This window comes from Collinsella sp. AF08-23, from assembly GCF_003479805.1.
In the GTDB taxonomy this organism is placed as follows: Bacteria; Actinomycetota; Coriobacteriia; order Coriobacteriales; family Coriobacteriaceae; genus Collinsella.
On record NZ_QUHV01000001.1, the window covers coordinates 286,324 to 299,909 of the forward strand.

Sequence of the window (13,586 nt, forward strand, 5' to 3'; positions counted from 1 at the left end):
GAGAAAAGGAGTGAACATGATTCTGACCGTAACCATGAACCCCGCAATCGACACCGCGTATCAGCTCGACAAGCTGGTCATCGACGACGTCAACCGCGTCTCCCCCAAGAAGACCGCGGGCGGCAAGGGCCTGAACGTGAGCCGCGTCCTGTGCCAGCTCGGCGATGACGTCGTGGCGACCGGCCTGCTCGGTGGCCACATGGGCGCCTACATGGGCTCCCTCATGGATGCCGACGGCATCAAGCACGACTTCACGCCCATCGCCGGCGAGACCCGCATCTGCCTGAACATCCTGCATGAGGGCAATCAGACCGAGCTGCTCGAGAGCGGCCCCGAGATCTCGCCTGAGGAGCTCGCTGCCTTCTCCGCCAAGTTCGCCGAGCTCGTCGCCAAGGCCGACTGCGTGACCATCTCCGGCTCCCTGCCCAAGGGCGTCCCCGCGGACTTCTACGCCGGCATGGTCGCCCAGGCCGCCGAGCACGGCGTCCCGGTGCTGCTCGACACCTCCGGCGCCTCTCTCGACGCCGCCCTCGAGGCCGAGGTCAAGCCCACGCTCGTCAAGCCCAACCTCACCGAGATCAACGCGCTGCTCGGCACGTCGTACACGCCCGAGCAGGTGGCTGACCTGGCCGCCGCGCTCAAGGCCGACGCCCGCTTCGCCGGCATCCCGTGGGTCGTCGTGTCCATGGGCGCCGCGGGCTCCTTCGCCTTCCACGGCGACAAGATCTACCGCGCCGTCACCCCGCCGATCCCGGCCGTGAACGCCACCGGCTCCGGCGACTCCACCATTGCCGGCTTCGCGCACGCCATCGCCGCCGGCGCCGACGACGTGACCGTGCTCAAGACGGCCAACACCTGCGGCAAGCTGAACGCCATGGACCCGCAGACCGGCCACCTGGTCATCGAGCGCTGGGACGAAGTTTACAACGCCGTCGAGGTCACCGAGCTCTAGGCGGCTTCCCCAGGCACCGCACCTTCGCCCGAGTGCGATAGCTTGTGTACCTTCGTACACCGCGCCCTCGCCCTCGGGCGAATCTGCGGCGCCTGGGAAACCCGCGCGGCTTTGCGGGACCGATCTTGCCGTTCAATCGTCGGGCGCCGCACGCAAGGCGTGCGCCCTCTTCTTTCGCGGCAACCTCGGGCACTGTGGGAACCCGCTCCTGATTGGTGCCGGGTTGATTTGGTAGCACAACTCGACAAAACTTCACGAATTTCGGAAGTTTTATCGAGCTGTGCTACCACCTTTGCGTTTTATGCCGCCGCGGATCCCGACTATTGGTCGGCAATTAAAAGCTGAGGGCGCTTGGCGCCTTCGGGCAGAGCGCCGAGGGCGTCCGCAAGGGCGCCCTCTCCATCTTTGTCTATGACGATGTGGTCCACCGCATCGAGTGGGGCGAAGCAGTAGGTGCCGCGCGCATTGAGTTTGCTGGCGTCCATGAGGGCGACGCTGCGCGAGGCGACCCCCGTGGCCGCCGTCTTGATCTCTGCCATTTGCGGAAAGTCCGTCATGAACCCGCGGTTGGCCACGAACGCCCCTGGGCAGATGATGGAAAGATCGGCGTGCAGCGTGCCGAGGGCGGCCATGGTGAGTGGCCCGAAAAGGTAACGGTGCCCTTGGCGCAGCTCTCCGCCGAGCATGATGACCGTGACGCCGGGCAGGCTCTCGTCGATGAAGTCGGCGATGGTGATGTCCGCGGTTATGACCGTGACGCCGCTGCGGATGTCGAGCATGCGGACGAACTCGAGCGCGGTGGTTCCGGAGTCGACGAACACCGTGTCGCCGTCGTGCACCAGCCCTATTGCGGTGCGGGCGATGGCCTGCTTCGCCTCGACGTTGACGTTGATCCGCTGGTCCTGCACGGAAACGGTCAGCCTCTTGTGAAGCGAGACGGCGCCACCATGAGTTCGGCGCAGCTTGCCCGCACTGGCTAAGGCATCGAGGTCCGCGCGCGCAGTGACCGATGAGACGCCGAAGGTCTCGGCGATATCGGCGACCTGCACCGACGAGGTGCGCTCGAGCATGTCCATGATGGCGGCGCGCCGCTCTTCGGCGAAGGTGCGTGAGGCTGTGGCGGACATAGGTGCCCCCTTGAGGATTCGTGTGCGAATTGTGCAGATTCTATTTTCTTATATTTTCTTTTAAAGAAGCAAAAGAAGTTTTAATCTCTTTCGTTTTGCCATGAACGCAAGTGGGGGAAAGGGTGCGGAGGCAATCTCACATCTCGCCATCAAGGACCGCGTGTTGTGTTTTCTTGCCAATACTCATCAACATCCCGTGCGGACAGAGCGATGTAGCGGGCACGCATGCGGTGCAGTTTCGTACAATAGGGCCATCAAGTACGTCGGCGATGGGGCCGATGAATTGCCAAGCGGCGCGGGGCCATCCCGCCCGTGGAGAAGGGAGCGATCGCTCATGCTCGTAACCACCAAGGAGATGCTGCTCGACGCGCAGAAGAACCACTACGCCGTCGGCGCCTTCAACGTCGAGAACCTCGAGTTCGTCATGGCCGTCCTGGCCGCCGCCGAGGAGACCAAGTCCCCCGTCATCATGCAGACCACGTCCGGCACCATCAAGAAGACCGGCCTCGATTACTTCTACGGCATGGTCAAGGCCGCCGCTGAGCGCGCCTCCGTGCCCGTGGCCCTGCACCTCGACCACGGCGATGGCTACGATCGCTGCATGAAGGCCCTCCGCACCGGCTACACCTCCGTCATGATCGACGGCTCCCACGAGACCTTCGAGGACAACATCGCCCTCACCAAGCTCGTCGCCGACGCCGGCGCCGCCATGGGCGTTCCGGTCGAGGCCGAGCTCGGCAAGGTCGGCGGCAAGGAGGACGACGTCGAGGTCGAGGGCGAGTCCCCTTACACCGACCCGGTCGAGGCCAAGGAGTTCGTCGAGCGCACCGGCTGCACCTCTCTCGCCATCGGCGTGGGCACCGCGCACGGCGTCTACACCGAGGAGCCCCACATCGACCAGGACGTCGTCAAGGCCATCCGCGCCGCCGTCGATGTGCCGCTGGTCCTTCACGGCACCTCCGGCGTGCCGGACGAGCAGGTCGCCGAGGCCGTCAAGAACGGCATCTGCAAGGTGAACTACGCCACTGAGCTGCGTCAGGCCTACACCAAGGGCTACATGGCCTACATGGCGGAGAACCCCAACAACTTCGATCCCAAGAACCCGGGCAAGGCCGGCGCCGAGGAGATCACCAAGATCGTCAAGATCCGCATGGAGAACCTCGGTTCCGTGGGTCGCGCCTAATCAAACACGCGCATTCCGCGAATCAAATCGAAATTCGCAGAGGGAGGGCGGCTTTCGGGCCGCCCTTTTTTCTGGCGCGATTGGAAATCGCATCCACAGGCTGCGTCAGTGGTTTCGAGCCACGAATCGGGCGATTTTGTAACGAGTTTTGAGCCCGTTCGAGTAGACGGCAGCTTTGGATGGCAAAACCCCAGTTGTTTGACGTCCGAAACCCTGGTGTACTCGGCCTCTTCGAAAACTCGTTACAAAATCGCCCGATTTGTGGCTCGTCTGTCCGCGTGCCGCTTATTATCCGAAGGACACGGCGGCAGGTTTACTCGCAGCCGTTCGTGACGCGTACATTCCGCGCAGCTCGGGGTCGAGCCGCGCAGCCTGGCGTCGTGCGCTCCGCGCGAATCGCCGCCGCACTCCGTTCGCCACACGTCGATCGCCACGCGCGTGCCATTTATCCCAGCAGCTTGCGGGCCTCCTGCACGGCGCCGTAGAGGTTGGCGTCGTTTCCGAGCGTCGCGCGGGTGACGCGGGGGAGGGGCATGGCGTCGAGCGGGCCCGTGTACGCCCTGCGCTGCTCGGCGAGTGCCTCCTCGATCGCCTCGATGAGAGCGTCGTGGCAGCTGATGCCGCCGGCGATGGCGAACACATCGGGGTCGAGGACGCATTGCATGTTGAACAGGCGCCCCGCGAAGGCCGCGGCATAGGCATCGAGCCCGCGGCGGGCGTCCGCGTCTCCGGAGTCGATCCACTCGAAGATCGTGCGACCGTCGACCTTTGTGTAGGCGGGGTCGTCGGCCAGGCCCTTCGCCTCGAGGACGAAGCGGCGCAGGCCCATCCAGCCGCAGAGGTCGGAGAACGTGTTTGCCATGGTGAGTGGCTCGGCGATGTCGTTGCGCATCATGCTGAATTCCCCGGCAAAGCAATGGGTGCCGTGGAGGACGGAGCCGTTAATGACGACGCCGCCGCCGATCCCCGTGCCGATGGCGAGAACCACGCCCACGCGCGTGCCCTTGAGTGCGCCCACCGCGTATTCGCCCATCGCGCAGGCCTTGCCGTCGTTACGCACCGCGACGGGGACGCCGAGCTCCTCACGCAGGATGCGGCCGATGGGGCATTCGTGCATATAGGTGAGCGCTCCGCCGTGGTAGATGGTGCCGTCGGGGTCGTCCTCGAAGATGAGGCCCGGAGCGCTCACGCCTACTGCCGCGAATGCTCCGGCATGCGTCTGCGCGATGTCGCAGATTGCCCGGACGACCTCCTCGCTTGAGGAAAACGCGGTCGGCGTGTCTCCCCGGTCGATCATGTTGAAGTCATCGTCGACGAGTGCCCATTTCACGCTGGTCCCACCGATGTCCACGCCAAGATATGCACCCATTGCCGTACCCCCTTCAGATATGACGATATCCGAAATGTACACCAAAAGAGCCTCGATAACCGAGGCCCTTTTGGCGAGTCGCTGTATTGGTGGTGTTCTTAGGCTGTGTACTGCTGCATGGGTGCCATGTTGAGCGCAAGGAGCAAGTTGCGAAACGACTGTTCGAGATTCGCGGTCTGGTCGCTCGAGCGCTTGAGGGCGGTGGGACCGAGGAGGCCCTTTCTCTGTGTCGGGGGGAAGGAGAAAAGACTTGCACATGTGTGCTGCGACCGGTGCGTCCGGGCCAGCTTGACATCGTTGGAAGAATGCATGCTCGGACCTCCTCGTCATCCACCAAATACAGCACGCGGGGCATCGCTGCATCGCCCCGGGTGCTGTCCTCATTATTGCCAGCAAGCTTCTCCTTGTTGCCATAAGAAAGACTTACGAGTCTTTGCCAGATTGATGAATGGCCAGTTCAGAAGTGAAAAATGAAATATAACGCGTTGCATGGCGACTGGCCAACCTTACGCACGCCTTAAGAAATCGACCGTTCGCCATGGCGCTTCTGTGGCGGGTCTGTTGGGGAAGTGTGAAGGGGCGTTTGTCGATACATCTCCGCGGGCAGAGTCATGCTCGCAAAGGGGGTCGACTTCATTTTAAGCATCGTGTGGAGTGCGCCATACGGCTGGCAAACCACGTATACTGTTTCGAAGCAAAGCGGCGTGATTGCACATGGCCGCAGCGCAGGACGATTCCTGCGGCTCCCGCACCCTTACGCCTCCAAGAAAGGGGCCGACATGCAGACGATGTACCAAAAGATGAGCGATGCCGAACTGGCCGATGCCCTTGTGGATCTCAAGGCCCAGGTCGCCGAGGTCAAGGCACGCGGGCTTAAGCTCGACATGGCGCGCGGCAAACCGTCGCCCGCGCAGGTGGACATCTCCCGTCCCATGCTCGACCTTTTGAGCTCCTCTGCCGATCTCACCGACGAGGGCGTCGACTGCTCCAATTACGGCTGTTTCGAGGGCATCCCGTCTGCGCGCAAGCTCGCCGGCGAGTTTTTGGGCGTTCCCGCCGAGCAGACCATCGTCCTCGGCTCCTCCAGCCTCAACATCATGCAGGACGTCATCGTCCATTATTGGGAGAAGGGCGTGCCCGGTCACACCCCGTGGCACAAGCTCGAGGGCGTGAAGTGGCTGTGCCCCGCGCCCGGTTACGACCGTCACTTCGGCCTCACCGAGGACCTCGGCATCGAGAACATCCCGGTCCGCATGACCGAGACCGGCCCCGACATGGACGAGGTCGAGCGCCTCGTCGCTTCGGATCCCTCCATCAAGGGCATGTTCTGCGTCCCCAAGTATTCCAACCCCACAGGTGTGACCTACTCCGATGAGACGGTCCGCCGTCTCGCCACCATGGAGTGTGCCGCCCCCGACTTCCGCATCGTGTGGGACGACGCCTACGCCGTGCATGATTTTGCCGAGGAGCCCGAGAAGCTCGCGAACATCTTCGACTTCGCGCGCGAGGCGGGCAACGAGGATCGCATTCTCGCCGTCGCATCCACGTCCAAGATCACGTTCCCCGGCGCGGGCATCGCGTTCTTCGGCTCCTCGCCCTCGAACGTCGCGGAGGTCGCCAGCACCCTCAAGGTCGGCCTGATCTCCGCCAACAAGCTCAACCAGCTCATGCACGTGCGCTTTTTGCCCACGCTCGACGCCGTGCGCGAGCACATGGCCAAGCACGCGGAGTTCCTGCGTCCGCGCTTTGAGTGCGTTGAGCGCAAGCTCGAGGAGGGGCTAGCGGGTACTGGTTGCGCCACGTGGACTCACCCCAACGGCGGGTACTTCGTGAGCTTCGACGGCCCCGAGGGCTCCGCCAAGCGCGTGGGTGCCCTTTGCAAGGAGCTGGGCGTCACCATGACGCCGGCGGGCGCCACCTGGCCCTATGGCAAGGATCCGCTCGACACGAACATCCGCATTGCGCCGAGCTATCCGAGTGTCGATGAGCTCTCCGCCGCGCTTGACGTGTTGGTACTTGCGGTCAAGCTGGTGAGTGCCGAGTTGGCGAGCGAGGAGCGCGCCTAGATGAGCGAGTCCTTTGACGAGTTTTTCGATGACGAGCAGGAGCTGATGGATGCAGGGGAGACGCTCGAGGGCGCGAACGCTGCATCTGCCGGAGAGCCTGCTGAAGAGTCTGGCTGGGACGGCGGATCCGAGCAGGCCTCCGAGCCCGAGCATGAGCCGAGAACGGAAGCCGGCTCCAATCGCAAGGCCGCTTCGGCATCTGCTGTCCCCACCCGACAGGCTCCTCCGTTTTGGATGGTCTTGGCCATTGCGGGCATCTCGCTTGTCTTGGGCGTGGTGATCGGCTATCTGATCGGCACCTCGGCGACCATAGCGGAGCTGAGCGCGAATGCCGGGCAGTCCGTGAGTGCTTCCGATGACGCGAGCGATGAGGCGTCGCTGTCGATGCCCGAGGGGCATCCCGAGGTCGACGTCGACGAGGAGGGTAACGCCACGGTTGTCGACGGTTCGAGCGCGACAGGTGAGACGGACACCCTCTCTCGCGCCAACACGTACTTCGACATGGGCATGGCCGCTATGGAAGATGCCCAGGACGAATCTGCGCAGCAGCAGGCGGCGGATCTGTTTGCCCAGGCAGTTGAGCTCTACGATGAGTACCTCGAGACGACTGACTCTCCGTCCGCCGAGGTCGATCGCGCGATTTGCGTGTTCTACACGGGCGACCACGATGCCGCCATCGCGGATTTGGAAGACCTGGTGGAGCGTGACGACTCCTTCGCTCCGGCATGGGCGAACCTCGGCATGTTCTACGAATCGCACGGGGATACCGCCAAGGCCAAGAAAGCGTATCGTGCCGCAATCGACGCTGCGGAGCAGGATGATACGTATGGCGTCAAGGATTATGCCCAGCAGCGTCTCGACGCGTTGAACGAATAGCGGCGGTGCCCTGGTGCCGCGCGCGATGAAAGGTGATATATGGAACTCATGATTACCACCAACCCGAGCCCTGAGCGCTACGTGGTCTCCGTGGCAGGCGAGATAGACATTTCGAATGCCGACAAGCTCCGCAATGCCATCGACCTGGCTCTGGAGCAGCCTACCGATCGCGTCGAGCTCGATTTCTCCCAGGTCGCGTACATTGATTCGACCGGCATCGGCGTGCTGGTGGGTGCTGCCCACCATGCGTCCGAGCGTGGTCGCGCCTTTGCCATCACGGGAGCCCAGCCCAATGTCGTGCGCGTTGTGCAGTTGCTCGGCGTAGACAAGGACATCGACATCAGCGCTGTGTAAGCGATTGAACGGACCTTGCGTTCTGCAAGGTCCGTTCATCGTGCGGGGGTATACTTAAAAAATTGCCGACACTCGCCGGCGCGCGGTTTGGCGCGTCGGCCATTCGACTGCCCTGGGAGGTATCCCGTGTTAGGAATCGGCTCAACCGAGTTCGTGATCATTCTGGTCTTCGGCTTTTTGCTGTTTGGACCCGATAAATTGCCGCAGATGGGTCACACCATCGGCCGTGCGCTGCGTCAGTTCCGCGAAACGCAGGAGAAGCTGACCGCCGTCGTGCAGACCGAGGTGGTCGACCCCATGGCTGCCGCGGCTAAAAAGCCGATGACGTCCGATGCCGCAGCCTCCTCGCATGACGACGAAGACGCCGATGCGCCCGCCTCCGCCACCGAGCCCGCACGCAAGGAGACTTTCGCCGAGCGTCGCGCTCGTTTGGCTGCGGAGCGCGCGGAGCAGGAGGCTGCCAAAGCGGCAGCCGAAGAGAATGCCGACGCAACTTCTGACGATACCACTTCTGCCTCTGCCTCCGTCGAGGAGCCCCAGGCCGAGACCAAGGAGGAGACGGTCGAGGAGTCCGCGCCGTTGACTACCGAGGACCTCTACGCCCGCCGTCCCCGCAAGCGCAAGGCTGCCGAGGCGACTGAGGCGGCGGACGATTCCGCCACATCCGCCGACGCTTCGAAGGGAGGTGAGCAGTAATGCCCATCGGACCCGCGCGCATGCCGCTCATGGATCATCTTGGTGAGCTTCGCCGTCGTCTCACCATCGTTGTGGCGTCGGTTGTCGCCGCCACGGTATTTATGTACTTCGCCGCACCCACGCTCGTGGATATCCTCAAGGATCCCATCAACGGGTCCCTACAGCCCGGCGAGCAGCTCTCCGTCATGACGTCGCTCGGTGGCTTCTCCATCAAGTTCAACATTGCCGTCAAGGTCGCGCTCGCCATGTGCACGCCCATGATCGTCTGGCAGATCCTTGCGTTCTTCCTTCCAGCCCTGCGTCCCAACGAGCGCAAGTGGGTCGTGCCTACCGTGCTCGTGGCAACGGCCCTGTTCTTTGCCGGCGTGGTGTTTTGCTACCTCTTCATCGCCCCGGCTGCCTTTGAATGGCTGCTCCAGGAGACGCGCTCGATCGGCGCCGCCATGCCGCAGCTTGAGGATTTCATCAACACCGAGCTGCTGCTCATGATCGGCTTCGGCGTATCGTTCGAGCTTCCGCTCATTGTGTTCTACCTCGCGGTATTCCATATCGTGCCGTACGCCAGCTTCCGTGGGGCCTGGCGCTATGTCTATGTGATCATGCTCGTGGTCTCGGCGTCCATCACGCCCGACGCATCGCCTGTGACGCTCATCTTCATGTACGCGGTCATGCTGTCGCTCTACGAGATCGCGCTGCTCGTGACCCGTTTTGTCGTGGTCGCGCGCGATGGCAAGGCAGGCCTTACCGAGAGCCGCCTGGGCCTGTTTGGCGACGATGAGGACGACGAGGAGTAGCGCACGCGCGCCCATGGAACATGCATGAGATCGGCATCGTCAATGGCATACTCAAGACAGTGATCGACACGGCGCGCGAGGCAGGTGCTTCGCGCGTCGTTTCCGTTAAACTGCGCATCGGTGACATGTGCGAGGTCGTTCCCGAGTCGCTCGATTTTGCCTGGGAGGTCTTTCGGGAGGATGACCCGCTCACAGGTGAATCTGAGCTCGAGGTGGAGGATGTCCATCCCCGCAGCCGTTGCCTCGCGTGCGGTGATGAGTTTGACCACGACCGGTTCCACCTGCGCTGCCCTGCATGTGGGAGCCCGCAGACGCGCCTGTTGCAGGGACGGGAGCTCGACATCGTGTCAATGGAAGTCGAAACCGACGACGATTTCCAATTGGGGACGTAGTCGTTTTGGAAATCGTTTGGGAAAAACGGGGATAGAGTTGGAGCGAAAACAGGGAAGGGGACTTCATGGCGGAGAAAACGATCGATATCGCACAGCCGGTGCTTTCGCGCAACGAGCGCATCGCTGATCGCTTGAGAACGCGTTTCTCGGAGTCGGGGGTGTTTGTGGTGAACGTCCTTTCGAGCCCCGGATCTGGCAAGACCACGACCATCTTGGCCTCCAATGAGCGACTGCGCGCTGCGGGTCTTACCTGTGCCGTTATCGAGGGTGACATTGCGTCCGACGTAGATGCCTTAGCGTGCAAAGATGCAGGCATGCCGGCCATCCAGATCAACACCGGCGGTCTTTGCCACCTTGAGGGCAACATGATCGAGCAGGCGGTCGACGCGTTCGATACAAGCGTGGGCCTGCAGGATATCGACGTGATCTTTATCGAGAACGTGGGCAATCTGGTATGTCCCGTCGACTTTGACCTAGGTGAAAACCTGTCGGTTATGATCCTCTCGGTTCCCGAAGGCGATGATAAGCCGCTCAAGTACCCGGGCATTTTCCAGCATGCTGGAGCCCTGCTGCTCAACAAGGTCGATGTGGCAGCTGCCTTCGACTTCGATCTTGCCGAATACAATCACGTTCTCGATGATTTGAACCCCACCGCCCCCCGTTTTGAGGTGAGCGCTCGACATGGACAGGGCATGGACGCCTGGTGTGACTGGCTGCTGGCTCAAATCGCGAACAAAGCGTCGCGCGCTTAAAAGCACCAGATAGGACTCTCGGAATCACCCGTGCCCGTCCATATCCAACCTCGCTTGTCCTTACCGGCCTGCGTTCTTCTGCGCGCCCGCCCGCAGCTGCCCGCGCTGAAGAGCCTTCAACGTGAGCTTTTCGCGCTGCGGTCAGAACTCGTGTACACTGACCCCACACCATATATAGATACTTCCGGACGCCCTTTGGGCATGCCGGTTCGCGCACACCAAAAAGGAGCCCGACGTGAAACTCGTCGTTGCAGAGAAGAACATCGCCGCGCAAAAGATCGCGCAGCTGCTGTCCGATGCCGGCGCGCCCAAGGCCGATAAGGTCTACAACACGCAGGTCTACCGCTTCAAGGTCGCGGGTGAGGACTGGGTTTCGATGGGTCTGGCGGGACATATCTTGGCGCCCGATTTCCCCGAGGAGATCCTCTTCGACAAACAGATGGGCTGGTACGGCGTCTCGCCCGATGGCGAGGTCCTGCCGGCGGAGGTGCCCGACGGCCTGGCCCGCCCGCCCTACGATACCAAGCGCAAGCCTTTCCTACCCAACGGCATCTCCATCAAGGGCTGGAAGGTCGAGAGCCTTCCGTACCTCACGTGGGCGCCCATTGTGAAGCTTCCCGCGGAGAAGGAGATCATCCGCGTTCTCAAAAATCTCGCCAAGAAGGCCGACGAGGTCATCATCGCCACGGACTTCGACCGCGAGGGAGAGCTCATCGGCTCCGACGCCCTCAACATGGTGCGCGAGGTCGCACCCGAGCTGCCCGCCCGCCGCGCGCGCTATTCGGCGCTCATCAAGGGCGAGGTGACCGAGGCCTTCGCGAACCTCGTCGAGCTCGACCAGGATCTGGCCGACGCCGGTGAGTCCCGCCAGTACATCGATCTCATCTGGGGCGCGGTTCTCACCCGTTACCTCACGCTCGCCAAGTTCGGCGGCTTTGGCAACGTGCGCTCCGCCGGTCGTGTGCAAACTCCCACGCTTGCCCTGGTAGTCGAGCGCGAGCGCGAGCGTATGGCGTTCGTGCCCGAGGACTATTGGCAGATTCGCGGTGCGGCAGAGGCCCACGGGCAAGAGTTCAAGATCGCCCACACCACGGCACGCTTTACGGACAAAGCGGCGGCGGAGGCTGCGTTCGCGCACGTCGACGGCGCTACGACGGGTACTGTCGTCGCCGTGGCCAAGCGCAGCCGCAAGCAGCAGCCTCCGGTGCCGTTCAACACCACGGCGTTGCAGGCCGCGGCAGCGGCGGAGGGCATCAGCCCCGCCCGTACCATGCGCATCGCCGAGTCCCTCTACATGAGTGGCTTCATCTCCTACCCCCGCGTGGACAACACGGTGTATCCCAAGACGCTCGACATCGAGGGGATCGTGAAGGGTCTCGCGTCCGGCACGCCGGCGCTTGCGCCCGTGTGCAAGAAGGTTCTCGCCGGGCCTCTCACGCCTACGCGCGGCAAAGTCGAGACTACCGACCACCCGCCGATCCACCCCACGGGCCAGGGCGATCCCACCACGCTCGACGGCGGTCAGCTCAAGCTCTACAACCTCATCGCCCGGCGCTTCCTGGCGACCCTCATGGGCCCTGCGACCATCGAGAACACCAAGCTGTCCATCGATGTCGCAGGCGAGCCCTTCGCCGCGAGCGGTGACGTGCTCGTCAAGGCGGGCTTCCGCGAGGCCTACCCCTACGGACTCAAGCGCGACGAGCAGCTCCCCGTGCTAGCCGAGGGCGACGTCATCGACGTGCGCGACATCAAGCTCGAGGCCAAGCAGACCGAGCCGCCTGCGCGCTACAGCCAAGGCAAGCTCGTCCAGGAGATGGAGAAGCGCGGACTCGGTACCAAGTCCACGCGCGCGAGCATCATCGAGCGCCTGTATACCGTGCGCTATCTCAAGAACGACCCCATCGAGCCCAGCCAGCTCGGCATCGCCATCATCGACGCGCTCTCTGAGTTCGCCCCGCGCGTGACCACGCCCGATATGACCGCGGAGCTCGACGCCGACATGACCAAGGTCGCCGAGGGTAAGGACACGCAGGACCACGTGGTGGACCACTCCCGCGCCCTGCTCGCCGGCATGCTGGATGCGCTCATTGAGCACAAGGACGATCTGGGCGAAGCGATCTCCGACGCTGTCACCGCCGATGCCCGTGTGGGCGCCTGCCCCAAGTGCGGCAAGGACCTCGTCATGAAGACGAGCGCCAAGACGCGCGGCAGCTTCATCGGCTGCATGGGCTGGCCCGACTGCGACGTGACCTACCCGGTGCCCTCCGGTGTGAAGGTGAGCCCGCTCGAGGGCGAGGCCGCCGTGTGCCCCGAGTGCGGTGCCCCGCGCATCAAGTGCCAGCCGTTCCGACAGAAGGCGTACGAGCAGTGCGTGAACCCCAAGTGCCCCACCAACTTCGAGCCCGACCTCAAGGTGGGGGAGTGCTCCGTGTGCGCCGAGGCCGGCCGTCACGGCGACCTGATCGCCCACAAGAGCGAGAAGAGCGGCAAGCGCTTCATCCGCTGCGCAAACTATGAGGAGTGCGGCGTGAGCTACCCGCTGCCAGCACGCGGCAAGCTCTCTGCCACCGGCGAGGTCTGCGAGCACTGCGGCGCCCCCGTGGTGGTGGTCGAGACCGCGCGCGGCCCGTGGCGCATCTGCGTGAACATGGACTGCCCCGGCAAGGAGAAGAAGCCCGCCCGCGGTAAGGCGGGGGCGAAGAAGCCGGCGGCGAAACCAGGCACCAAGAAGCCCGCCGCGAAAAAGGGAGCTGCTGTCAAGAAACCCGTCTCGAAGAAGACAACGAAGAAGGCGTAACCTTCAGAACGCCTCAAAACCTCAAATCGCTCTCCATCCCGGGCGGCATAAGCCGCCCGGGACTTTTGTCCCGGGTCACCCTAATCGCCATGCTCATGGTGCTCATAAAGCGGTTCATATGCGACGGTGGACTCCACCTCGCCGTGTACAGGCCCGTTCCCACCGCGACGCAATTCTCGTCCGAGACGGTGGCGCGCTATCAGCGCATCTCGTGGACGATGAGTTTCG

At 63.2% G+C, this 13,586-nt stretch carries 12 protein-coding genes; 10 read left to right on the top strand and 2 right to left on the bottom strand.

The window, feature by feature from the left end; genetic code table 11:
- The first annotated feature begins 16 nt into the window (after positions 1-16).
- Positions 17-952, top strand: coding sequence for a hexose kinase (locus tag DWV48_RS01150; protein WP_118652583.1), 936 nt, complete (start codon positions 17-19; stop codon positions 950-952).
- A 320-nt stretch (positions 953-1,272) separates the two neighbouring features.
- Here DWV48_RS01150 and DWV48_RS01155 read toward each other — a convergent pair whose 3' ends face one another.
- Positions 1,273-2,079 carry a DeoR/GlpR family DNA-binding transcription regulator gene (locus DWV48_RS01155; RefSeq protein WP_118652585.1) on the bottom strand — a complete coding sequence of 269 codons (807 nt, stop codon included), beginning with the start codon at positions 2,077-2,079 and terminating at the stop codon, positions 1,273-1,275.
- A 334-nt stretch (positions 2,080-2,413) separates the two neighbouring features.
- Here DWV48_RS01155 and DWV48_RS01160 point away from each other — a divergent pair, with 334 nt between their 5' ends.
- On the top strand, positions 2,414-3,262 hold the full coding sequence (locus DWV48_RS01160) for a class II fructose-bisphosphate aldolase (RefSeq protein ID WP_118652587.1): 849 nt from the start codon (positions 2,414-2,416) through the stop codon (positions 3,260-3,262).
- A gap of 445 nt (positions 3,263-3,707) precedes the next feature.
- Here DWV48_RS01160 and DWV48_RS01165 read toward each other — a convergent pair whose 3' ends face one another.
- On the bottom strand, positions 3,708-4,631 hold the full coding sequence (locus DWV48_RS01165; protein WP_118652589.1) for an ROK family protein: 924 nt from the start codon (positions 4,629-4,631) through the stop codon (positions 3,708-3,710).
- Between the two features lie 779 nt (positions 4,632-5,410).
- Here DWV48_RS01165 and DWV48_RS01175 point away from each other — a divergent pair.
- From DWV48_RS01175 to DWV48_RS01210, 8 genes are all read left to right on the top strand, one after another.
- The gene (locus DWV48_RS01175; RefSeq protein ID WP_118652593.1) at positions 5,411-6,697 is read left to right on the top strand and encodes an aminotransferase class I/II-fold pyridoxal phosphate-dependent enzyme; all 1,287 of its coding nucleotides are present in this window, start codon (positions 5,411-5,413) and stop codon (positions 6,695-6,697) included.
- The gene (locus tag DWV48_RS01180) at positions 6,698-7,573 is read left to right on the top strand and encodes a hypothetical protein (RefSeq protein ID WP_118652595.1); all 876 of its coding nucleotides are present in this window, start codon (positions 6,698-6,700) and stop codon (positions 7,571-7,573) included.
- 39 nt (positions 7,574-7,612) lie between these two features.
- The gene (locus tag DWV48_RS01185) at positions 7,613-7,927 is read left to right on the top strand and encodes an STAS domain-containing protein (protein ID WP_118652597.1); all 315 of its coding nucleotides are present in this window, start codon (positions 7,613-7,615) and stop codon (positions 7,925-7,927) included.
- Between the two features lie 126 nt (positions 7,928-8,053).
- Complete coding sequence (locus DWV48_RS01190) at positions 8,054-8,623, top strand: twin-arginine translocase TatA/TatE family subunit (RefSeq protein WP_118652599.1); 570 nt, start codon at positions 8,054-8,056, stop codon at positions 8,621-8,623.
- Complete coding sequence (tatC, locus tag DWV48_RS01195; protein ID WP_199588811.1) at positions 8,623-9,417, top strand: twin-arginine translocase subunit TatC; 795 nt, start codon at positions 8,623-8,625, stop codon at positions 9,415-9,417. Before DWV48_RS01190 ends, tatC begins: the two co-directional genes overlap by 1 nt.
- Before the next feature lie 20 nt (positions 9,418-9,437).
- The gene (locus tag DWV48_RS01200) at positions 9,438-9,809 is read left to right on the top strand and encodes a hydrogenase maturation nickel metallochaperone HypA (protein ID WP_118652601.1); all 372 of its coding nucleotides are present in this window, start codon (positions 9,438-9,440) and stop codon (positions 9,807-9,809) included.
- A 65-nt stretch (positions 9,810-9,874) separates the two neighbouring features.
- Positions 9,875-10,561, top strand: coding sequence for a hydrogenase nickel incorporation protein HypB (gene hypB / locus DWV48_RS01205; RefSeq protein WP_118652603.1), 687 nt, complete (start codon positions 9,875-9,877; stop codon positions 10,559-10,561).
- A gap of 235 nt (positions 10,562-10,796) precedes the next feature.
- A complete protein-coding gene (locus tag DWV48_RS01210) occupies positions 10,797-13,358 on the top strand; it encodes a DNA topoisomerase I (RefSeq protein ID WP_118652605.1) in 2,562 nt (853 codons plus the stop codon).
- Positions 13,359-13,586 lie beyond the last annotated feature (228 nt).

What these genes read in the sequence shown, in the direction of transcription:
- DWV48_RS01175 (WP_118652593.1), top strand. Translation starts at nt 5,411, where the DNA reads ATGCAGACGATGTACCAAAAGATGAGCGATGCCGAACTGGCCGATGCC.
- hypB (WP_118652603.1), top strand. Translation starts at nt 9,875, where the DNA reads ATGGCGGAGAAAACGATCGATATCGCACAGCCGGTGCTTTCGCGCAAC.
- DWV48_RS01160 (WP_118652587.1), top strand. Translation starts at nt 2,414, where the DNA reads ATGCTCGTAACCACCAAGGAGATGCTGCTCGACGCGCAGAAGAACCAC.
- DWV48_RS01155 (WP_118652585.1), bottom strand. Translation starts at nt 2,079, where the DNA reads ATGTCCGCCACAGCCTCACGCACCTTCGCCGAAGAGCGGCGCGCCGCC.
- DWV48_RS01185 (WP_118652597.1), top strand. Translation starts at nt 7,613, where the DNA reads ATGGAACTCATGATTACCACCAACCCGAGCCCTGAGCGCTACGTGGTC.
- DWV48_RS01180 (WP_118652595.1), top strand. Translation starts at nt 6,698, where the DNA reads ATGAGCGAGTCCTTTGACGAGTTTTTCGATGACGAGCAGGAGCTGATG.
- DWV48_RS01150 (WP_118652583.1), top strand. Translation starts at nt 17, where the DNA reads ATGATTCTGACCGTAACCATGAACCCCGCAATCGACACCGCGTATCAG.
- DWV48_RS01165 (WP_118652589.1), bottom strand. Translation starts at nt 4,631, where the DNA reads ATGGGTGCATATCTTGGCGTGGACATCGGTGGGACCAGCGTGAAATGG.
- tatC (WP_199588811.1), top strand. Translation starts at nt 8,623, where the DNA reads ATGCCCATCGGACCCGCGCGCATGCCGCTCATGGATCATCTTGGTGAG.
- DWV48_RS01200 (WP_118652601.1), top strand. Translation starts at nt 9,438, where the DNA reads ATGCATGAGATCGGCATCGTCAATGGCATACTCAAGACAGTGATCGAC.